The 19,438-nt window shown below is 45.4% G+C and carries 25 protein-coding genes; all 25 read left to right on the forward strand.

Annotated features, from left to right (window positions below; genetic code table 11):
- The first annotated feature begins 14 nt into the window (after positions 1-14).
- Positions 15-374: an Hpt domain-containing protein gene (locus NFR99_RS00160; RefSeq protein WP_120481052.1), complete on the forward strand. Its 360-nt coding sequence runs from the start codon at positions 15-17 to the stop codon at positions 372-374.
- Positions 375-526: 152 nt separating this feature from the next.
- Positions 527-1,150 (forward strand): hypothetical protein, encoded by a 624-nt coding sequence (locus NFR99_RS00165; protein WP_120481094.1) that lies wholly within the window; start codon positions 527-529, stop codon positions 1,148-1,150.
- A 343-nt stretch (positions 1,151-1,493) separates the two neighbouring features.
- A complete protein-coding gene (gene flgB, locus NFR99_RS00170) occupies positions 1,494-1,895 on the forward strand; it encodes a flagellar basal body rod protein FlgB (RefSeq protein ID WP_120481093.1) in 402 nt (133 codons plus the stop codon).
- 63 nt (positions 1,896-1,958) lie between these two features.
- Positions 1,959-2,291, forward strand: coding sequence for a flagellar hook-basal body complex protein FliE (fliE, locus tag NFR99_RS00175; protein WP_120481051.1), 333 nt, complete (start codon positions 1,959-1,961; stop codon positions 2,289-2,291).
- A 32-nt stretch (positions 2,292-2,323) separates the two neighbouring features.
- Positions 2,324-4,006, forward strand: coding sequence for a flagellar M-ring protein FliF C-terminal domain-containing protein (locus tag NFR99_RS00180; RefSeq protein ID WP_251352111.1), 1,683 nt, complete (start codon positions 2,324-2,326; stop codon positions 4,004-4,006).
- Between the two features lie 15 nt (positions 4,007-4,021).
- Positions 4,022-5,068 carry a flagellar motor switch protein FliG gene (gene fliG / locus NFR99_RS00185; RefSeq protein WP_120481050.1) on the forward strand — a complete coding sequence of 349 codons (1,047 nt, stop codon included), beginning with the start codon at positions 4,022-4,024 and terminating at the stop codon, positions 5,066-5,068.
- Positions 5,052-5,873 (forward strand): FliH/SctL family protein, encoded by an 822-nt coding sequence (locus tag NFR99_RS00190; RefSeq protein ID WP_251352112.1) that lies wholly within the window; start codon positions 5,052-5,054, stop codon positions 5,871-5,873. The genes fliG and NFR99_RS00190 overlap by 17 nt, the downstream gene beginning before the upstream one ends.
- Positions 5,874-5,879: 6 nt before the next feature.
- A complete protein-coding gene (locus NFR99_RS00195; RefSeq protein WP_120481048.1) occupies positions 5,880-7,181 on the forward strand; it encodes a FliI/YscN family ATPase in 1,302 nt (433 codons plus the stop codon).
- A 94-nt stretch (positions 7,182-7,275) separates the two neighbouring features.
- Positions 7,276-7,716 (forward strand): flagellar export protein FliJ, encoded by a 441-nt coding sequence (gene fliJ / locus NFR99_RS00200; protein WP_120481091.1) that lies wholly within the window; start codon positions 7,276-7,278, stop codon positions 7,714-7,716.
- Between the two features lie 59 nt (positions 7,717-7,775).
- Complete coding sequence (locus tag NFR99_RS00205) at positions 7,776-8,885, forward strand: flagellar hook-length control protein FliK (protein WP_251352113.1); 1,110 nt, start codon at positions 7,776-7,778, stop codon at positions 8,883-8,885.
- Positions 8,886-8,909: 24 nt separating this feature from the next.
- Positions 8,910-9,452 (forward strand): flagellar hook assembly protein FlgD, encoded by a 543-nt coding sequence (locus NFR99_RS00210; protein ID WP_251352115.1) that lies wholly within the window; start codon positions 8,910-8,912, stop codon positions 9,450-9,452.
- Positions 9,453-9,503: 51 nt separating this feature from the next.
- Positions 9,504-9,890, forward strand: coding sequence for a TIGR02530 family flagellar biosynthesis protein (locus NFR99_RS00215; protein ID WP_120481045.1), 387 nt, complete (start codon positions 9,504-9,506; stop codon positions 9,888-9,890).
- Between the two features lie 73 nt (positions 9,891-9,963).
- Positions 9,964-11,040 (forward strand): flagellar hook-basal body complex protein, encoded by a 1,077-nt coding sequence (locus tag NFR99_RS00220; RefSeq protein WP_251352301.1) that lies wholly within the window; start codon positions 9,964-9,966, stop codon positions 11,038-11,040.
- A gap of 105 nt (positions 11,041-11,145) precedes the next feature.
- Positions 11,146-11,346 carry a flagellar FlbD family protein gene (locus NFR99_RS00225; RefSeq protein ID WP_120481044.1) on the forward strand — a complete coding sequence of 67 codons (201 nt, stop codon included), beginning with the start codon at positions 11,146-11,148 and terminating at the stop codon, positions 11,344-11,346.
- A gap of 37 nt (positions 11,347-11,383) precedes the next feature.
- On the forward strand, positions 11,384-12,205 hold the full coding sequence (locus NFR99_RS00230; protein WP_251352117.1) for a motility protein A: 822 nt from the start codon (positions 11,384-11,386) through the stop codon (positions 12,203-12,205).
- Between the two features lie 3 nt (positions 12,206-12,208).
- On the forward strand, positions 12,209-13,087 hold the full coding sequence (locus tag NFR99_RS00235; protein ID WP_120481042.1) for an OmpA/MotB family protein: 879 nt from the start codon (positions 12,209-12,211) through the stop codon (positions 13,085-13,087).
- Between the two features lie 63 nt (positions 13,088-13,150).
- Complete coding sequence (locus tag NFR99_RS00240) at positions 13,151-14,212, forward strand: flagellar motor switch protein FliM (RefSeq protein WP_120481041.1); 1,062 nt, start codon at positions 13,151-13,153, stop codon at positions 14,210-14,212.
- A gap of 21 nt (positions 14,213-14,233) precedes the next feature.
- Positions 14,234-14,599, forward strand: a complete 366-nt coding sequence (locus tag NFR99_RS00245) for a response regulator (RefSeq protein ID WP_120481040.1) — start codon at positions 14,234-14,236, stop codon at positions 14,597-14,599.
- Positions 14,600-14,620: 21 nt separating this feature from the next.
- The gene (gene flgC / locus NFR99_RS00250) at positions 14,621-15,070 is read left to right on the forward strand and encodes a flagellar basal body rod protein FlgC (RefSeq protein WP_120481039.1); all 450 of its coding nucleotides are present in this window, start codon (positions 14,621-14,623) and stop codon (positions 15,068-15,070) included.
- A gap of 41 nt (positions 15,071-15,111) precedes the next feature.
- The gene (fliY, locus tag NFR99_RS00255; protein ID WP_120481038.1) at positions 15,112-16,230 is read left to right on the forward strand and encodes a flagellar motor switch phosphatase FliY; all 1,119 of its coding nucleotides are present in this window, start codon (positions 15,112-15,114) and stop codon (positions 16,228-16,230) included.
- Positions 16,230-16,580: a flagellar biosynthetic protein FliO gene (locus NFR99_RS00260; protein ID WP_120481037.1), complete on the forward strand. Its 351-nt coding sequence runs from the start codon at positions 16,230-16,232 to the stop codon at positions 16,578-16,580. The genes fliY and NFR99_RS00260 overlap by 1 nt, the downstream gene beginning before the upstream one ends.
- Positions 16,573-17,235, forward strand: a complete 663-nt coding sequence (fliP, locus tag NFR99_RS00265; protein ID WP_251352119.1) for a flagellar type III secretion system pore protein FliP — start codon at positions 16,573-16,575, stop codon at positions 17,233-17,235. The genes NFR99_RS00260 and fliP overlap by 8 nt, the downstream gene beginning before the upstream one ends.
- A gap of 47 nt (positions 17,236-17,282) precedes the next feature.
- Positions 17,283-17,546, forward strand: coding sequence for a flagellar biosynthesis protein FliQ (gene fliQ / locus NFR99_RS00270; RefSeq protein ID WP_120481035.1), 264 nt, complete (start codon positions 17,283-17,285; stop codon positions 17,544-17,546).
- 6 nt (positions 17,547-17,552) lie between these two features.
- Positions 17,553-18,305 carry a flagellar biosynthetic protein FliR gene (locus NFR99_RS00275; protein WP_135974900.1) on the forward strand — a complete coding sequence of 251 codons (753 nt, stop codon included), beginning with the start codon at positions 17,553-17,555 and terminating at the stop codon, positions 18,303-18,305.
- Between the two features lie 46 nt (positions 18,306-18,351).
- Positions 18,352-19,425 (forward strand): flagellar biosynthesis protein FlhB, encoded by a 1,074-nt coding sequence (gene flhB / locus NFR99_RS00280; RefSeq protein ID WP_120481033.1) that lies wholly within the window; start codon positions 18,352-18,354, stop codon positions 19,423-19,425.
- The last annotated feature ends 13 nt before the right edge of the window (positions 19,426-19,438 follow it).

The raw sequence follows: 19,438 nt of genomic DNA on the forward strand, positions 1-19,438 counted from the left end.
AGGAAGGTATTTAAATGACAGTAAAAGAGTGTTATGATGCTATGGGGGCGGACTATGAGGATGTATTTGCGAGATTGAGAAAGGATGAGAGAATTCAGAAATTCCTGCTTAAGGTGATGAATGATAAAAGCTATGATTTGCTGTGCAGTTCCCTGGAAAGCGGAGATATGGCTGAAGCGTTCCGGGCTGCCCATACGCTGAAAGGCGTCTGCCAGAATCTATCGCTTACACCGCTTTATAAGTCTGCAGCAGTCCTGTCGGACAGGCTGAAGGAACAGACAGAGTATGGCAGCGATATAGAACCGATGCTTGACCGGGTCAGAGAGGATTATGAGAGGACGATTTCGTGTATCCGGGAATTGGACGGGCAGTAGATTTCAACACAGCTTGGACTTATGCTGAATGACAGCAGATTTTTATATTATTTATGAATGTACCCTTTATTTTTTCAGAGAGAATGCCGATATATTCCATAGGCAGCCAGAAAAATATTATATGCCGCATGACGGCAGAAGGGAGCAGATATATGCAGGTTAATCAGGATATGGCAGTTCGCCAGTATACACAGACAATGCAGGCAGTTTCAGCAGACAAAGAAATTGCAGCAGTTCAGGGCACCGCACAGAAGGAAAATACGGCAGGGGCTTCTAAGGGTAAGACAGAGCCGGATACAGACAAAGTGGAATTTAGCCGTGACGCAAATGTAACAAAAATGAGCGCTTCTGAGAGGGCGTCTTTAGTAAATAGCCTGAAAGAAGATTTGGCAAACCAGATGAGCCGCTTTACGAATATGATGACTCAGATGTTCCAGAAACAGGGAATATCAGCTTCTATGGCACAGGGCGGAGATTTCTGGAGGACGATTGCCAGCGGCAATTTTACTGTTGACGCGCAGACGAAAGCAGAGGCGCAGGAAGCTATTTCAGAAAACGGTTTCTGGGGCGTTTCTCAGACATCTCAGAGAATTTTTGATTTTGCTGCGGCGGTAGCCGGAGATGACGTTGAAAAAATGAAGGAGATGCAGGCTGCTGTTGAGAAAGGGTTTAAGCAAGCCGGAGCAGCGTGGGGAGGTTCTCTGCCATCGATCTGTGATGAGACACATTCAGCGGTAAGCAAACTTTTTGATGAGTATTATGCAAGTCGTGGTTGAGGCTAAATGGATTAGCAGGCGATAGTTTAAATAGTAGATAATAACTAATAAAGATTACATTGTTTCACTTAACAGCCGTAACGTTTTTTGCGAAAATGTTACGGCTGTTTTACACAGTGCTCACAAAGATATTAAGAGAGGGTGAAAAGTAAATTGGTATGATTTGGAAAGGGAAAATAGTGTTGACAAAAGCATCAAGGAAGGCTAAAATTAACTAGAGCAGTTGGGTTAATTTTTTAAAAAGGTTTTACCCAACGATTTTCGTGTATAAGCTTTTTATTTATATTTATAAGAAAAAATGATAATTTATGCCGCTGGTGCCGGCGGCGGAATGGAGATTGATATGGCAGGAATCTATGGAAATGGAATTGCCTTGACAGAGAGAGTGCTTGATAATCTTTGGACAAGGCAGACGGTTACATTAAACAATATTGCAAATAATGATACTCCGGGGTTTAAGTCGCAGTTTGTGACTTTTGAGGAAGAGCTGGCGTCGAAGCTGTCGAAGGCTGATTTGTCCGGAGGGAATAAGTGGGAGAGGCGAAATATGATGGCAGATGCGATTGATTCATCCCGCCCGCGTTTGTATACTACATATAACGAGTCCACGCGGCTTGACGATAATAACGTGGATATGGATCAAGAGCAGGTAGATTTAGTGCGGACGGCGCTTGAATATCAGTATATGCTTAACTCTATTAATAATGATATCAGCCGGCTGCAGGCGGCGGCTAAGCCGTTTTAAGTGGCGGATGCCGTTTGGTGAATCATAACAACACTATTATAAAAATACAGGAGGACATCTAAAATGGAAGGGACATCTTTTATTAACCCTATGAATATGTGGGGGTCACTTGAGGGCATTGGGAAGACTCTCGGAACAGCGGGAACAGCTGAAGCATTATCAGAAAGCAGCGGCATATCCTCATTTTCGGATATTTTCAAGAATGCAATAGACCAGGTAAAGGAAACGGAGCTTGATGTGGAAAGAAAGAAGTATTTGCTGTCAACAGGGCAGTTAGATGATGCGCATACGCTTCCAATAGCAGAAGCGAAAGCTGCACTCAGTTTGGATGTCTTGATATCGCTTCGGAATAAAGCGGTAGAAACTTATAATGAACTTATGAAGATAAGTCTGTAATGAGCGAAATTAGTTAAAGGTTGGTAACGGATGTGCAGAATCTAAAAGAAAATTGGCAAAAATTATCAGAGAAAACAAGGAAATTGGTAATAGGGCTTACGGCCGGCATGCTGGTTATTGTTGTGGCTGCTGTAATATTGCTGAACCTGACTAAGAATACAGATTACAGTACCCTGTTTACCGGAATGAATCAGGAGGAGGCTCAGGAAGTAGCGGGGCTTCTGAACGAATCGGGCGTGGATTACCGTTATGATGCCCAGAGCGGTACGATTAAAGTACCTCAGTCCCAGGAGAACCAGCTTCGTGTAGATTTGCTCAGCAAGGGATATCCGAAAAGCGGCTTTACATATGACATGCGTCGTGAGAACACGGGGATTATGACTACGGAGTCAGATAAAGAGCAATATACATTGTATGAGCTGCAGGATCGCCTGGGGGCGACTATTCGTCTGTTTGAAGGCGTTACAGATGCGAAGGTGACAATTTCGCCGGGCACGACGCAGAGATACGCGATAGAGGATACGTCAGCGGCAGAAGCATCGGCTTCTGTGGTGATAACCATGAACGGTGAGTCCGAGCTGTCGGAGAAAAAAGCGTCGGCTGTTAAAAATCTGGTGGCAAGGTCTGTCCAGGGAATGACATTTACGAATGTTTCTGTCTTTGATGCAAACACGATGCTTGAGGTAGGAGCAGGAAGTTCTGATACGGATGTTGGAACTTCGCAGAATCGGACAGCTTTGGAAAGCATGATTGAGAACAATATTGCAACGAACATCCGTCGTGTTCTCGGAAGGCTTTATGGGCAGGAGAATGTAGCTGTATCAGTAAAAGGAACCCTGAATGTAGAAAGGGTGCTTCAGGAATACACACAGTATAAGGTTCCTGAAAAAAATGATGAAGATGATAAAACCGGACTGCTTCAGCGGGAGGATCTGCAGGGCGAGCAGTCGTTGATTGGTTCACAGGGCAATGGGGGAATCGTTGGTACAGACGCAAATGCAGATACCCCCAGATATACAAACGATGACGATGACGACGGGGATAATAATGGATATTCAGACGGAAGTGCGTCAAGGGAATGGCTGTATGATGTTTTGAAAGAACAGAAACAGGTGGATCCGGGATATCTGGAGAATCTTACCGTAGGCGTTGTGATTGATACGGATGATACCAGGGTATCAGAAAATGATTTGATTGATTTGATAGCAAATTCCGCCGGGATTTCCCAGGAGGATGCAGACCAGAAAGTATCAATTATACGCGTGCCGATCAATGGGGCAGACGGAACCGCAGAGTCGGGCGATTCTTCTACAGACGAGCCGGATGAACCGGGCGAGGGAATGAATTGGCTTCCGATTATCATAGCAGGCGCGGTGGCATTGGCAGTACTGCTTCTTCTTGTACTTTTCCTGCTGCTTCGCAGAGGAAAGAGAAAGCACAAGGCAGAAGGATTAGAAGATATGACAGAAGACGATCTTCCGGTTTCAGTTCTCAGTAATGAAAATGATGATTTCCCGGTTCGTCCCGGTGAAAGTGTGGCAGGCGGGGCAGGTATGGATGATTTTGATGATGGTTTTGCCGACGAAGAAGCAAACTTTAACATGAGTATGCGCCGCGGGCTGAAACTGAAAGAGAATGTGAATGAATTTGTGGAGCGCAACCCGCAGATTGCAGCGAAGCTTCTCCAGAGCTGGCTGAAAGAAAATGATGAATGATGAGGGGTGATGACTATGGACAAGCAGGCAGAATTAAATGAATTTGCAGAAGATGTAAAAAGCTTGAGCAGTAGAGAGAAAGCCGCCCTCGTAGTTGTCTCCCTTGGATCAGACAGGGCGTCTCAGATTTATAAGTATCTGAGTGAACAGGAAATAGAAGAACTTACCTATGCAGTGGCAGGCATGGGAAAGGCAGACAATAAACAGGTAGAGGATACACTGGATGAGTTTTATAAGTTCTGCCTTGCGCATAAGATGATGACAGATGGCGGTATGGAATATGCCCGTGACGTACTGGAAAAAGCTTTTGGAAGTACTGCTGCCGCAGGGCTTCTGGATAAAGTATCCAGAACACTTCAGTCCAGGCCGTTCAGCTTCTTTATGAAAGGGGATCCGAAAGCTGTATTGTCACTGCTGCAGAATGAGCGTTCGCAGGTAATCGCCCTGATTATTTCTTATATGGATCCAGATCAGGCGGCAAAGATTTTGGAGCAGCTTCCAGAGAGCAAAAGGATTGCGGCATTAGAAAACGTGGCCGGAATGGATAGAGTTTCGCCTGAGGCCATTGCGATTGTAGAAGAAGAAATGCGCCGTAAGTTTTCAGCTATCACCACGAGCACGGATAACACAAATCTGGGTGGTGTGGATTATGTGGCTGATGTGATGAACCATGTAGACCGCGGTAATGAGCGGAGGATTTTTGAAGAGCTGGATAAACGGAATCCGAATCTTGCAAAGAGTATCCGCGACAAAATGTTTGTATTTGAGGATATTCTTGGAATGGACAGCCGTTCTGTTCAGCGGTTTATTAGAGATTGTGATGTTAAAGATGTGGTGTATGCGCTTAAGACTGCATCTGATGAGATGAAGGATATTTTCTTCGAAAACATGTCCAAACGTATGGCTGACAGCGTCCGTGAGGATTTGGAGATTACTACAAATGTAAGATTGAAAGAAGTAGAGGAAGCGCAGCAGCGTATCGTCACGCTTATCAGGGATCTCGAAGAACAGGGAGAGGTAATTATCAAGAAGGGAGGCAGTGACGATGACATTCTCGTCTAGCCGTATCATAAAAGCAGGGATTGTTTCACAGTCCGTGGGAGTAAAATCGTTTGAACTTCCTTCTATGGCGGCAGATACAAATGGAAAAGGTAAAAGTCCGGTTTTTCCGGATTTTTACCTGAACACTTCTGCAGAAGAAGCGCTTCCCGAAGAAGAATGTGAAGAAGAGCAGGAAGACCTGAAGGAAAAAGAAAAAGAGCGTTATCTGGCAGAGGTACAGGAAGAGGCAGAGGCAATCCTGCAGGAAGCCCGGGCTGAGGCAGAGAGAATGAAAGAAGAAGCTCTGCGCCGCGGTCAGGAAGAAGGTTATGAGATTGGATTCCGTGAAGGACAAAGCAGGGCTTATTCTGACTATAAAGCCGAGATGGATGCAGAAACTTCCAAGTTTCACAGGGAAATGGAAACAGCCCTGAAGGATGTAAGCCGGGCGAAAGAGACAGTCCTGGAAAAATATCTTGAGGAGTTGAAAGACTGTTCTATTGCAATTGCAGAAAAAGTTATGCATATCAGCTTGAAATCTAGCGGTGAAGTTATTAAACGGATGATTGTTGCCGCTACGGAAAAACTCAAGAAAAAAGAATGGGTAAAAATTTACATGGGTAAATATGATTATGATATGATGATAGAAGCGGATGCAAATATGGTTCAGGAACTCATGCATTTATCGAACAATATTAAGTTTGTTGTGATGGAGCAGGAGGAGCCGGGCAATTGTATCATAGAAATGCCGGATGAAATCATTGATGTAAGTGTAAATACCCAGATGGAAAATTTGAAAGATATCTTGGGAAATGTGAGGGTTTAGCCGGGTATGTTTGAAAAAGTAACACAGCAGGTCATGAAAGCTGAGACAGTGAGCCACATTGGAAAGATTGAAAATGTAGTGGGAATGTCTATGGAAGCTTCAGGAGGAAAGTCAAGCATTGGTGACATTGTAATGATATACAATGAAGAGCAGAACCGACAGATACCTGCTGAAGTTGTAGGATTTAAAGGTGACAGAATCCAGCTCATGACATATGAAGATATGGGCGGCATCACATCAGGGAGTTTTGTGCGGAATACAAAGCATAAGCTGAGGGTTCCTGTAGGAGACTTTCTGAAAGGCAGGATTATCAATGCCTTAGGCGAGCCAATAGATGATAAGGGAAAGTTTGAGGCGTTCAAATATTATACAGTTAATAGTAACTATACAAATCCGCTGACCAGACCGCCCATTAGAGAGCGGCTGGAGTTTGGCATTAAGGCCATTGATGGCCTGAATACAATTGGAAAAGGACAGAGAATAGGAATTTTCGCAGGCTCGGGCGTTGGAAAAAGTACCTTGATGGGCATGATTGCAAGGAATGTCAAGACAGATATTAATGTGATTGCCCTGGTAGGGGAGCGAGGCCGTGAGGTTTTGGAATTTATGCAAAAGGATTTGGGTGAAGAGGGAATGCGCCGTTCCGTACTGGTGGTGGCGACATCCGACCAGCCCGCCATGCTTCGGATGAAATGTCCTTTAGTGGCGACTACAATCGCAGAGTATTTCAAAGACCAGGGGTATGATGTGCTTTTGATGATGGATTCTCTGACACGATATGCCATGGCACAGAGGGAGATTGGGCTTGCGATTGGGGAACCGCCTATTGCAAGGGGATATACTCCCTCAATTTATGCAGAGTTTCCGAAACTTTTAGAGCGAAGCGGTAATTTTGGCAAAGGTTCTATTACCGGAGTTTACACAGTTTTGGTAGAGGGTGATGATACAAACGAGCCGATTGCCGATACTGTCAGGGGTATTCTGGACGGGCATATTGTGCTGAGCCGTCAGCTGGCAAATGAGAATCATTTTCCGGCCATAGACATTGGAGCGAGTATATCTCGTCTTATGGTTGAAATTGTATCACGGGGACATCACGATACAGCGTCAAAGTTTCGGAATATGTTGAGTCTTTATCAGAAAAATGCAGACCTTATCGCGATTGGCGCTTATAAAAAAGGAACAAACGCCGCATTAGATGAGGCGGTATCAAAAATCAACAGAATCAACGCTTTTCTAATGCAGGGGATAGAAGAAAAATTCTCTTATGATGAAATCGTACAGTTAATGGAGCGTATTGTAGGATAGATGATGCAGTAAATGCGTGAGAAAGAGAAAAGTTTGGAACTAACCTTCCAAATCTACCAGGATGACGCAGCAAGTGCGTCAGAAAGAGGAAAGCATGAAGAAATTTCAATATCGTCTGGAAACGGTACTGAGATATAAGAGCCAGGTGCTAGATGACCTAAAGGTGCAGCACGCGGCAATTCTCCAGAGTGTAAACCGGAAGCAAGAGGAGATTAATCAGCTGAATCAGAGACTGGCAGAATATGGTTCAGACTTTGATAAGAAAAAATCAACAGGCGCTTCTATAGAAGATTTCAAAATGTTTGACATATGTATTTCCCGTATGGAGGAATGCATTGACACCGAGAAAGAAAAGCTGAAAGAGCTGCAGATAAAAGAGCAGAAAAAAAAAGAAGAGGTTATTGAGGCAAAGACAGATACTTCTAAATTTGAAAAGCTGAAAGAAAAGAAAGTTGAGGAATACAACAAGGCCGCCGCAAAAGAGGAAGAATCTTTTATTGAAGAGTTTGTCATACGGGGGCTTGGTGAAACATAGGTAATCTCAGGGCAACCTGTTGATTATATACATATAATATAAAGAAAGGAGGGAAAAAGATGACAGGGACCGAAAGAGTGCAGTCCTTTAACCGCATGCAGGGCACCGAGAGTACAAATAAGGCAGGCAGCAAGGAGAGTGCTTCAGCAGGCGTGGAGGGCATTTTTGAGAGACTTCTCCAGGAAAGGCAGAACGCCGTGGATGAAACAGAAAATAAGAAAGATACGGTTCAGTCAGAAGGAAAACAAGACACAAAAGAAGCAGGAGACAGCAAGGCAGCGCAGACAGAGAAAACAGAGTCTCAGCAAACAGGGGATAAGAAAGCGGAAAGTGTATCAGAAACCCAGGAAACAGGCGCCGAAGAGGTATTGACGGCACAGATGCTGGGAGCAGCTTATCTGCTGAATGAGACAGAGCTTCTCGAGTTGCCGGAGGAAGTCGCAGCAGTTGAGGATGACGGCGCTGCGGGCGTGTATGGTGTGGAAGGAGTATTTGTAAGCCAGGCAGAAGAAAAGCCGGCGGAAAATATGCCAATGCAGTCTGTAGAAGGAAATGTTCAAACAGTTTCCGTACATGAGCAGATAGATATGCCTGCTGCAAAAGCAGAGACAGTTTCAGGAAGAGCAGAAGCGAATGTTGTAAAAGAGGCTGGAAATCGTCCCCACGAAGAGGGAATGTTCCAGGCAGAGACAGCAGTACAGGCGTCAGGAAATGATATCCGGCAGGAAGCACAAGCTGAAACTGCGGCAGTGAAAGACATTTCTGTTCCGGTAAAGACGACAGAAAATACTCTGGCACCGGATATCGCTAAAACGATGGCAGCGCGGATGCCTGCGGATAACGGGACGCTAACCCTGGAGCTGGAACCGGCATCACTGGGAAAGCTTACGATACGCATGACCTATGAAGCAGGAAAAGCAGTTGTGTCTATTATGGCAACAAACACCAGGACACTGGAGCTCTTAAGTCAGAGAAGCGGAGAAATTGCAGCAATTCTGGAGGAGCGCACAGGGCAGGAAACCGTTGTACAGCCATACCAGCCGAGTGAAGAGGGAGCTTACTATGAGCAGAACCAGGAAAGCGGCAGGGAGAGGCAGCAGCAAGAACAGAGAAAAGAAAACAAGGAAACAGATTCCTTTATGCAGCAGCTTCGGCTGGGATTAATTTAACATACGAACAGAAAGGGGAATACAATGGCAGACTTATCATCAGTTGGAGTGGCAAGTAATCCGTATGCAGGCAGTACATTTACAGCGGCAATGACGGATAAGAATACCCTGAGCATGTCAGATTATTTTCAGCTCATGGCAGTCCAGCTCCAGAATCAGGATATGACAAATCCTATGGACAGCGGCGATATGATGGCGCAGATGGTTCAGATGGGAATGATGCAGGCCATGACTACCATGACGGAGGCGATAGATAATTCTACCGCAGTTTCTACGCAGACCTATGCGGCAAGCATGATTGGGCAGGAAATAACCGTAGCAGTCACAGAGAAAGATGCGGCAGGACGCGAGACTCCGGTAGGGGTAAAATATGGCAAGGTAGTATCTGTAGACTTTACAAGCGGGATGCCTACTATCCGGCTGGAGAATGATCCAAAAGATTATTCTATGTCTTATATATTAGGAGTAGGGAAATTAGATGATCCGTATAAAGAGCCTGATACAGACGGTAAAGATGACGAAGAGGACAGCGGCAACAAAGATGATACCGGCACTGAGAAAGTTTAGCGTTTGAGAGGGAGCAGTTATTAAAAGCGGATGGCTGGAAAGGAAGGAACTATGGACATGAATCGGTTAGGAAACCTGGGAATCGTCCAGACCGATATTTCCGCTCAGCCTGCCAGAACGGCACAGCAGGCGAAAAAAGGAACCGGGCTTGATTTTCAGACAATGCTTCAGGAGCGGGCCGGGGAGAGCCTGAATTTTTCCAAGCATGCCGCAAAGCGTTTGGAAGAGCGGGGGATTGACATGGACAGCCGTCTTATGAATGATTTGGAGAATGCAGTGGAAGGCGCAAGGAAGAAAGGAGCCAGGGAACTGGCTGTTATCGGAGCGAAAGGCGTATTCATTGTAAATGTCCCCAATAATGTGGTGGTGACCACCATGTCCCAGGAAGATATGAAACAGAGAGTATTTACAAATATTGATAGTGCCGTCTTGATGTAGCAGGACCGTAAGGGTGCTTATCTGCCAGCCTGAAGCGCAGGCAGAGCGGACGGCGGAAAGGATTGAAAAGAAAATGTTAAGAGCAATGGATTCAGCAGTGGCAGGTCTTCGTGCCCATCAGAATAAACTTGACGTAATCGGAAATAACCTGGCAAACTGTAATACAGCAGGTTACAAGACCCAGAGTTACAATTTCCAGGAGGCTATGTATCAGACGTCTACCCAGTCCACGGCAGGAAGTACGCAGCCGGGACAGACTATGGGTGGTGCAAATGCGGCTCAGTACGGATATGGTTCTCTGATGGGGTCTATCAGTATGGATATGACAGAGAGTACGCCTACCTATACAGGTAAATTTGACGCACATATTTGTGGTATGGGATTTTTTATCACACTGCCACAGATTAAGCCGGACGGTGTAGATGCGGCTGCTATGAAAACAGAAGATTTTGCTTATACCCGCGTGGGACAGTTCAAGCTGAACAGCGACGGATATGTAGTGGATTCCCAGAACAACTTTGTGTATGGCTTTGTAAGCATGGACAATGGAAAAACCTTCAGCGACGGCGGTACCGGAACGACATCTGCAGACCAGACATGTACAGTACAGGTACAGGACGGTGTGGACGCAGACGGAAAGCCGATTATGAGGGATGAGACAATTACAGTACCTAAGGGTAAGTTAGTTCCTCTGCGTGTACCGTCTTCTATAGATTTTACGGATCCAAATGCTCCAAAAGTCAATATTGATAACAGTGGAGCTGCACAGGAAATGATTGTTACCAGCACAACGATCAATGATGCAGGCGAGATTACCGTAAAAGTACAGTCAGACGATCCGGCGCAGGATGGTAAGGTAGTCAGCATCGGTAAGATAGCAATCGCTTCTTTCCAGAACCCGGAGGGTCTCAGCAAGGGAGGAAACAATACTTTTAACGCGAAGGAGAACGACAACACTGGTGAAGCAAGCGCTACAGTACCGGGCGGTTCGACCCCAATGCTTATGGGAGGATACGTGGAGGGTTCCAACGTAGATATGGCGAATGAGTTCGTGCAGATGATTACTACTCAGAGAGGTTTCCAGGCAAATTCAAAAATCATTACTGTTAGTGACGAAATTTTGAATGAGCTTGTAAATATGAAACGATAAGGCTTGTGTTGAATTCAAAAAAATAGTATAATGAAAAATAAGTGAAATCCGAGGTGCTTTAGGGCATCTCGGATTCAGAAAGGTAAAAGCAGGGGAGAAACAGCTATGATCCGTGTAGTTCGTTTAAACGGCGAGGTTCTTTATCTGAATTATTTACAGATAGAGTTGATTGAATGCATTCCCGAGACAAAAATCAGGCTGATGAATGGAGATTATTATGTAGTAAGGGATTCGGTAGATTCCATCAATCAGCAGATACAGTCATTCTTGAAAGGCTGTCTATATTATGAAAACAAATGTAAATAACATTTAAGAATATTTTTTACATAGGAGGCAAATAGTAATGGATATAACAACGCTGATCGGTATGATTGCAGGGTTTGCATTGATGGTTTTTGGTATCGGTACGAGTAAGTTGGGAAACTTCTTTGAGACAGGAAGTATTATCATCGTACTGGGCGGTACAATGGCCGGAGTTATCGCGAGTTATCCCCTGCGAATGCTGCTTGGAATCCCAAAGCACATTCTGGTTACTACACGAGAAAAGAAGTACAGCATCCCGAAGCTGGTAGATCAAATGGTGGATTTGGCTACCACTGCAAGGCAGAACGGGCTTCTGGCTTTAGAGGAACAGGCGGAACAGATTAAAGACCCATTTTTGAAGCAGGGTGTGCTGATGCTGGTAGACGCTACAGATGCGGATAAGATACGCCATATGATGGAGCTGGAGATTGACAGCCTGGCGGCACGCCATGATGAAGTGGCGGGAATGTATGAGAAAGCATCCGCGGCAGCGCCTGCGTTTGGTATGATTGGTACGTTGATTGGTCTGATTAACATGCTGAAGGGACTGAACATGGATGGCGGCGGCGGTTCGAGCAGCTTGGGCGAGGACATGAGCGTGGCGTTGATTACCACCTTTTATGGATGTCTTTTGGCGAACCTGATTTTTAACCCGATAGCCAGCAAGCTTCGGATACGCCATCAGGAAGAAGAGTTATACTGCTCGCTGGTTATCGAAGGAGTCCTGGCTATTCAGGCAGGAGAGAACCCGAAATTTCTGCGCGAACATCTGCTTGCTACCCTGAAGCAGTCTCAGCAGAAGAAGCTGCTTGCAAAAGCAGGCGCTTCTGCCGGAAGCGCTGCAGCCGGTGGGGAGGAATAAGCAATGAAGAGAAGAAAGAGCTCAGGCGGCGGTGGCGCCAACTGGATGGATACATACGGAGATATGGTTACCTTGCTTCTGACTTTTTTCGTTATGCTTTATGCAATGTCCAGCCTGGATCAGCAGAAATGGGAAATATTTGTAAAAAGTATTTATCCAAGCTCCTCTGACAAACAGGAAATAGCGATTAACCAGCCGATAGATGAAGGAACCTATGACGTGAACGGGAACATAGAAATGGAAGAGCTGGTAGATGACGAGATGGAAACCTTGTATCTGGTTTTGGCAGAGCAGTTTAATTCCATGGGAATTGAAGGTGTCACGTTGTCCAGAGGTGAGGACTATACTTTCATTGCGTTTGAAGACAAGACTTTTTTTGAAGGAGACAGTTCAGAGCTTACAGAACAGGGCGGACAGACTCTGGATGTGTTCTGTCAGGCGATTGCGCCGCTGAAAGATAAGATATCTCAGATTAATATTATGGGACACACCTCCCAAGGAGATCCGGAGAGACCGAATACGCCTCGTACAGACCGTATGCTGTCGTCTATGAGGGCGGCAGAGGTTACGATTTATATTCAGGAAAGTAATGTTATTCAGCCGGAAAAGATGATAAGTACCGGATTCGGGCAGTTCCGTCCAGTTGATACCTTTGAGACATTTGAAGGGCGGGCGAAAAATCGAAGGGTTGAGATACTGATGATTGACGAGGGGGCCGACATCAAATCTCTAAATCAATATTATGAAGAATATACCAGCGGGGTTAATGCGGACAGGACTGTTTCAACGGATGGATTCAAATCTACAGAGTCCGGGCCGGAGGACGGGATGATGCCTCAAGACGTTGAGGGAAGTGGGGCGCAGGAGCCGGCAGCACAGTAAGCTGCCAGAACAGGGCGGCAGGAACATGGCTCTGCTGCATGGAAAGAAAAAGGAGGCTGTACAATGGCAGATACGGTATCACAGGATCAGATTAATGAGCTGTTGCGCACCATGCAGGTTCAGAAGGCAGCAAAACAGGAATCCGGAAATAGCGGACAGAGAGAAAAGACAAAATACAGTAAATATGATTTTTACAGTCCCAGGAAATTTACAAAGGACAAGATGAAAATCCTCACCAGTGCGTTTGAGAATTATGCCAGGGTTATTACATCTCAGCTTAATGGCATTTTTCGTGTGAGCACGGAAATTACGGTTAAGGATGTTCAGGAGGGGCGCTATTATGAGTTTGTAGGTAAACTCAGTGAAAATGACAGCATTACGCTGGCAGATGCCTATACACAAGAAAAAAACAAGGCAAAGGTTCCTTTGATGATGTATGTCACACCGGGATTGGTTATCACGCTGGTTACCCATATGCTGGGCGGCGGGGATGAAGCAGTACATGTGGAAGAGGATTACCGCTATTCTGATGTAGAGCTTGCATTATATGGGCGGATTGTAGACTATATGATACAGGCACTGAAAGATGGATTTGCAAATTATGTAAATATTGAGTTTCAGGTTCAAAGGATAGCGCAGAATCCGAGTCTTCTGCAGGATATCGGTTTAGACGAAGCAGTAGCTCTTATCACTTTAAATGCGGATATGGCAGGATTGGGGACAGAAACGATCCAGATATGTCTTCCGGGAACACTGTTGGAAATGATCTTCCGTCTGATGGATAGCCACAGGAATATAGGACGCGGTTTTGCATTTGAGGATAACCAGGAAACAATTATGGAGCATTTGCGCATGTCGCAGCTGCAGATCACAGGACAGCTGGCTACGGTAGAGCTGGATTTGAAGGACATTTATCATTTGCGTCCGGGCGATGTGATTGATTTGAATAAACCGCGGAACGGTGATGTGAAGCTGTTCATTGGGAAACGGCCCTGGTTTACGGGAAAGATGGGCACATATAAGAAAAATGTAGCTGTCCGGATTAGTGACAGGATAAATAAGGATGACCGGGAAATGACAGAGGAAAATGGTCAGATGGATATAGAGAAACCGAAGGTCCTGTAGAAAGTGGAGGAGTAGAGTGCTATGGCGAAGATCATGCTTGTTGATGATGCGGCTTTTATGCGGACACATATAAGGAATATATTGAAGTATAACGGTTACAGAGATTTTGTGGAAGCCGGTGACGGCGTCGAGGCTGTAGAAAAATATCTTCAGGAGAAGCCAGATGTGGTGATTATGGATATTACGATGCCCCACAAAGACGGATTGCAGGCATTGAGGGAAATCATGGCGGCCGATGCGGGAGCAAGGATTCTCATGTGTACGGCGATGGGACAGGAAGGAATTATGGCGGAGGCCATTCAGAACGGGGCCAGGGACTTTATTGTGAAGCCGTTTGACCCGGAACGTATGGCACAGGCTGTTAATGCAGTTTTTGAAGAGCAGTAGAAAAGAAAGGAGGATGCGACGATGGCTTTTTTAAGTTCTTTTGATATCAGCGCTTCGGGAATGAGCGCACAGCGTCTCAGGATGGATATAGCGTCTGAGAATATAGCAAATATGGATACAACAAGGACGGAAGGCGGCGGTGCGTATAAGCGGAAGCTGGTTTCCTTCCAGAGTTATGAAACCAGGTCTTTCCAGGATGTACTGAAAAGTGCACGGGATGGGAGAGGAATCGCCAGCAGAAAGGCGGGTGTCCGGGTATCTGCTATCACGGAAGATGACCGGGAAATGCAGAAAGTATATAATCCAGAACATCCTGATGCGGATGAGGATGGATATGTAACCCTTTCGAATGTAGATGTGCTGAAAGAGACAGTTGACAGTATGGCAGCTTACCGTTCATATGAGGCAAATGTAACGGCTTTGAACGCAATGAAGCTCATGGCTCAGAAAGCATTGGAAATCGGAAGGTAATTTCCAGAAGAGGCAGATAAAGATAAAAGGAGATTGAGGAAATGGGCGTTTGGAGTTTAAGTAAAATGGAAATGGACGCAATCGGGGAAATCATGAGCATCAGCATGGGAGCATCCGCATCGGCTGTATCTTCACTGCTGGGAAAGAATGTCAGGATTTCAACGCCGATGGTAAAGGTCCAGACAAAGGATGAGTTTGAGTTTAAGGATCTGGAGCCGGCAATCAGCGTGGACATCAGCTATGCGGCAGGGCTGCAGGGAAGAAGCATATTGATGTTTCGTAAGAATGACCTCCGTCTGTTTGTGGCGATGCTTAACGGACAGGAGCCTGCCAATGAGGAATTTGTGCTGGATGAGATGACGGTCAGCGCTGTTTGTGAGGTGATGAACCAGATGATGGGAGCATCTGCTACATCGCTCTCAGAGTTTCTGGGGAAAAAGATTCGTATTTCCGAGCCAAAGCCCATGGAAGTCAAAGATGAAGAAAGCTTTAAAACGATGTACTTTGACGATCAATCTCCAATGGTAGCCGTTCGATTTATGCTTGACATCGAAGGCAAGGTAAAAAGTACATTTTTAAATCTTATGCCGATAGATATGGCGAAGACGGTTTTGGAGCCGTTTGCTGCGGATATTACGGAAAAGGGCAGCGAAATTCCTGTACAGCCAGAGCGTATAGAAGAAGATGCTCGTGCACAGGAACAGAGTAGTCCTGCACAGGATTCACTGACTCAGCAGCTTCTTATGCAGATGCAGCAAACCCAGCAGCAAATCATGAATATGATGCAGAACAATATGACGCAGAATACACAAAAAGAGGACAAAAGAGTGGAAAGTAATACAGTTATCCGGCCAATCTCTCCGGGAGAATTGGTTGATGAGGGAGGCCCAAGGGTCGAAGATAAAGCAAACCAGGAGATGTTGATGCAGCTTCCGCTGGAGGTTTCAGTGGAAATCGGAAGAACCAAGAGGCTGGTTCGGGATATCTTGGAATTCACACAGGGATCGCTTGTAGTGCTTGATAAGATGGCTGGAGAGCAAGTGGATTTATTTGTCAATGGACAATGCATTGCAAAAGGTGATATTGTAGTAGTGGAGGATAATTTCGGAATCCGAATTACGGAGATTGTATCCCGAAATCTTAGTTCGGAGGCTCTGTAATGGGCGGTCTGAATCTGATAAGTGCATTAGGGTGTGTAATCCTGGTATTGCTGTTAGCTTACTGGTGCAGCCGGTTTCTGGGAAAGAACTGGAGCAGGGTTTCCGGCACAAGAGAACTGAAGGTCATTGACCAGCTTCAGATAGGTCAGGACAAAAGGATTTTGCTGGTGAAGCTTAGAGAGCACACATACCTGATAGGAGTGAGCCAGGCAGGGATTACACTGTTGACAGAGGCGGAAGGAGATTTTGCAGATCCGGAGCTTTCGACGGAAAAGCCGATGGATTTTAAAGAGATTATCCGAAATTATGCTTCGGTTCACCGCCGAAAAGAGGAGGATAAAGATGAATGAACTGTTAGGAGGATTAAACGGAGGAAGCGTACCTACACTGGAATTGATTTACATGCTGACGCTTTTGGCACTCCTGCCGTCCCTTGTCATCATGATGACTTCTTTTACAAGGACCATCATTATCCTGTCTTTTACCAGGAACGCGCTGGGTGTCCAGCAGACGCCGCCGAATATGGTGTTGGTAGGGATTGCTCTGTTCCTGACTCTTTATACAATGAGTCCGGTAATCAGCAGTGTAAATGAAGATGTGTTCCAGCCTTATTTAGCGGGAGAAATGACCCAGGAAGATGCATTAAAGGAGATGCAGGTGCCTATTAAACGTTTTATGTTAAGGAACACAGAGATTAGTACACTGAATAAGTTTGTAGAAATGTCCGGGACAGAAATAAAGGAGAATACAGAAGAATATCCTATTACGGTGGTGACTCCGGCATTTATGACCAGTGAGCTAAAACGGGGATTTATGGCAGGCTTCTTAATTTATCTGCCATTCCTGCTCATTGATATCGTAGTGGCTACTACGCTGATGTCTATGGGTATGGTGATGCTGCCGCCGACGATGATTTCTCTGCCTTTTAAATTGCTTTTGTTTGTGACAGTAGACGGATGGCAGCTCTTGTTTGAGAATATTATAGCCGGGGTTAATATCCCATAGCTGCAATAGGATGGATCTGCGTATGACGCGGACAAAGGAGGAGACAGATGACACAGGCAGAAGTATTGGATATTGTTTATGAAACCTTTCAGATGGCGTTCCAGATGGCGATGCCGTTTCTTGTGGTTAGTATGATTGTAGGTGTTATCATTGCTATTTTCCAGGCTGCGACCCAGATTAATGAGCAGACTATGACATTTGTGCCAAAGCTGCTTGCAGTTTTGGCAATTTTAGGTTTCCTGGGAAGCACTATGCTGGGAAGAATGCAGGAGTTTGTCCAGAAGATATTCAGCATGATTGCCGGAGGTTAAGGAATTATGTTTATCCTGTTTTCCTTTATTGTCATGCGAATGAGCGGGGCAGTTTTCTTTAATCCTATTTTGGGGCGCAGCAATATTCCGGGCGCTGTTAAGACAGCGTTCGTGTTTATGTTATCCCTGATGATGTATATGGGAATAGGGGGGGAACTGCAGCATGAGCCGCAGAGTCTTTTAGAGTTTGGGTTCCTGCTTATTACAGAGCTGGCATTTGGGTTTGTGATTGGATTTTGCATGGAACTAACGGTGCTGGTCATCAGGTTTGCTTCGTCCGTGATGGATTTTGGGATGGGGCTTTCTATGGCACAGACGTATGATCCGCAGTACAATATGCAGGTTACGGTAACTTCCGGTCTGTATTATGCTTTTTTCGTACTGCTTTTTTTTGCGGTAGACGGACATGTGAAATTGATTGAGATATTTTACCGCTCGTCGGAGGTCATTCCCTTCGGCATGGTAAAGATAAATAGCGAGCTGTCAGCTGCTATGCTGGGGATTTTCAGCCAGGCAATTGTGCTCGGACTGCGGTTTGCGTTTCCGCTGCTGGCTATGGAGCTGGTGACAGAATTTGCAGTAGGTATTCTGATGAAGATTATCCCGCAGATTAATGTATTTGTTGTAAACTTCCAGCTTAAGATTATCGTAGGAATGATGATTTTGCTGTTGTTGTTTACTCCCATGGCGGATAGGTTCTATACGCTTCTGGATCAGATGTTTGCATGGGTGCAGGAGCTGGTTACGATCATGGGATAGCTTTGGTAACTTACGGAGCCTTTTTGTATGAAAGGGGGGATGAAGCATGGCCGAGGCGAATGGGCAGGAAAAAACCGAACAAGCGACCCCGAAACGACGGAAAGACGCCAGGAAAGAAGGTAACGTTTTTCAGAGTAAGGATGTCGCGACAGTAGTTACCCTGTTTGGTATGTTTACGATGCTTCAATGGATGATACCTGCCATACATGAAAATGTGCGCCAGTTTCTGATGCAGATTTTGTCGGAAATCGGGAGAGACCCTGTTACAGTGGCAACACCACAGCTTTTTGCCACTTTCATAAGTGCATTTTTCAGAAGCTCACTGATACTGCTTTTGTCGGCTATGGCTTTGGGAATCCTGGCATATGGCATACAGACAAAGTTCCTTATATCTTTCCAGAGGATGAAACCAAAGCTCAGTAAGCTTAGCCCGCTGAAAGGGATTAAGCGGATGTTTTCTATGAAAAACCTGGTGGAGCTGGTTAAAAATATTGCCAAAGCAATTCTGTTGATTGTGCTTTTATACAGCACGCTGCAGGGAGATTTGGCGTCTGTTGTCAAGATGATTGATATGCAGAGTGATGCGTCAGCCTCCTATATGTTTGATATGATTTTTCAGCTGGTGCGTAATGTAAGCCTGGCTTTTGCCGTTATCGGATTCTTTGATTTTATGTATCAGAGATGGTCTTATGAAAAAGACTTAAAGATGACGAAGCAGGAAGTAAAGGAAGAGTTTAAACAGATGGAAGGTAATCCTGAGATTAAAGGGCGTATTAAAAGTATACAGAGGCAGATGGCCATGAGCCGGATGATGCAGAAAGTTCCGGAATCGGATGTAATTATCCGAAACCCTACGCATTTTGCAATTGCCTTGAAATATGACCCTGAGAAGAACGGCGCTCCGGTGGTGCTGGCAAAGGGCCAGGATGCACTGGCGCTCCGGATTGTAAAAGTAGGGGAAGAAAATGGCGTTTTTATAACAGAGAACAGGCCCCTTGCAAGGGCGCTGTATGATACATGTGAGATAGGCCGGGAAATTCCCGTAGAGTTTTATGGCGCTATCGCCGAAATCCTGGTGTATATTTACAAAGCTTCTCACAGAGAGGAAATGTTTAAATAGTACACCTGAACAA

The organism is Hominisplanchenecus murintestinalis, assembly GCF_943193015.1.
Lineage (GTDB): Bacteria > Bacillota > Clostridia > Lachnospirales > Lachnospiraceae > Hominisplanchenecus_A > Hominisplanchenecus_A murintestinalis.

What these genes read in the sequence shown, in the direction of transcription:
- NFR99_RS00160 (WP_120481052.1), top strand. Translation starts at nt 15, where the DNA reads ATGACAGTAAAAGAGTGTTATGATGCTATGGGGGCGGACTATGAGGAT.
- NFR99_RS00165 (WP_120481094.1), top strand. Translation starts at nt 527, where the DNA reads ATGCAGGTTAATCAGGATATGGCAGTTCGCCAGTATACACAGACAATG.
- flgB (WP_120481093.1), top strand. Translation starts at nt 1,494, where the DNA reads ATGGCAGGAATCTATGGAAATGGAATTGCCTTGACAGAGAGAGTGCTT.
- fliE (WP_120481051.1), top strand. Translation starts at nt 1,959, where the DNA reads ATGGAAGGGACATCTTTTATTAACCCTATGAATATGTGGGGGTCACTT.
- fliG (WP_120481050.1), top strand. Translation starts at nt 4,022, where the DNA reads ATGGACAAGCAGGCAGAATTAAATGAATTTGCAGAAGATGTAAAAAGC.
- NFR99_RS00190 (WP_251352112.1), top strand. Translation starts at nt 5,052, where the DNA reads ATGACATTCTCGTCTAGCCGTATCATAAAAGCAGGGATTGTTTCACAG.
- NFR99_RS00195 (WP_120481048.1), top strand. Translation starts at nt 5,880, where the DNA reads ATGTTTGAAAAAGTAACACAGCAGGTCATGAAAGCTGAGACAGTGAGC.
- fliJ (WP_120481091.1), top strand. Translation starts at nt 7,276, where the DNA reads ATGAAGAAATTTCAATATCGTCTGGAAACGGTACTGAGATATAAGAGC.
- NFR99_RS00205 (WP_251352113.1), top strand. Translation starts at nt 7,776, where the DNA reads ATGACAGGGACCGAAAGAGTGCAGTCCTTTAACCGCATGCAGGGCACC.
- NFR99_RS00210 (WP_251352115.1), top strand. Translation starts at nt 8,910, where the DNA reads ATGGCAGACTTATCATCAGTTGGAGTGGCAAGTAATCCGTATGCAGGC.
- NFR99_RS00215 (WP_120481045.1), top strand. Translation starts at nt 9,504, where the DNA reads ATGGACATGAATCGGTTAGGAAACCTGGGAATCGTCCAGACCGATATT.
- NFR99_RS00220 (WP_251352301.1), top strand. Translation starts at nt 9,964, where the DNA reads ATGTTAAGAGCAATGGATTCAGCAGTGGCAGGTCTTCGTGCCCATCAG.
- NFR99_RS00225 (WP_120481044.1), top strand. Translation starts at nt 11,146, where the DNA reads ATGATCCGTGTAGTTCGTTTAAACGGCGAGGTTCTTTATCTGAATTAT.
- NFR99_RS00230 (WP_251352117.1), top strand. Translation starts at nt 11,384, where the DNA reads ATGGATATAACAACGCTGATCGGTATGATTGCAGGGTTTGCATTGATG.
- NFR99_RS00235 (WP_120481042.1), top strand. Translation starts at nt 12,209, where the DNA reads ATGAAGAGAAGAAAGAGCTCAGGCGGCGGTGGCGCCAACTGGATGGAT.
- NFR99_RS00240 (WP_120481041.1), top strand. Translation starts at nt 13,151, where the DNA reads ATGGCAGATACGGTATCACAGGATCAGATTAATGAGCTGTTGCGCACC.
- NFR99_RS00245 (WP_120481040.1), top strand. Translation starts at nt 14,234, where the DNA reads ATGGCGAAGATCATGCTTGTTGATGATGCGGCTTTTATGCGGACACAT.
- flgC (WP_120481039.1), top strand. Translation starts at nt 14,621, where the DNA reads ATGGCTTTTTTAAGTTCTTTTGATATCAGCGCTTCGGGAATGAGCGCA.
- fliY (WP_120481038.1), top strand. Translation starts at nt 15,112, where the DNA reads ATGGGCGTTTGGAGTTTAAGTAAAATGGAAATGGACGCAATCGGGGAA.
- NFR99_RS00260 (WP_120481037.1), top strand. Translation starts at nt 16,230, where the DNA reads ATGGGCGGTCTGAATCTGATAAGTGCATTAGGGTGTGTAATCCTGGTA.
- fliP (WP_251352119.1), top strand. Translation starts at nt 16,573, where the DNA reads ATGAATGAACTGTTAGGAGGATTAAACGGAGGAAGCGTACCTACACTG.
- fliQ (WP_120481035.1), top strand. Translation starts at nt 17,283, where the DNA reads ATGACACAGGCAGAAGTATTGGATATTGTTTATGAAACCTTTCAGATG.
- NFR99_RS00275 (WP_135974900.1), top strand. Translation starts at nt 17,553, where the DNA reads ATGTTTATCCTGTTTTCCTTTATTGTCATGCGAATGAGCGGGGCAGTT.
- flhB (WP_120481033.1), top strand. Translation starts at nt 18,352, where the DNA reads ATGGCCGAGGCGAATGGGCAGGAAAAAACCGAACAAGCGACCCCGAAA.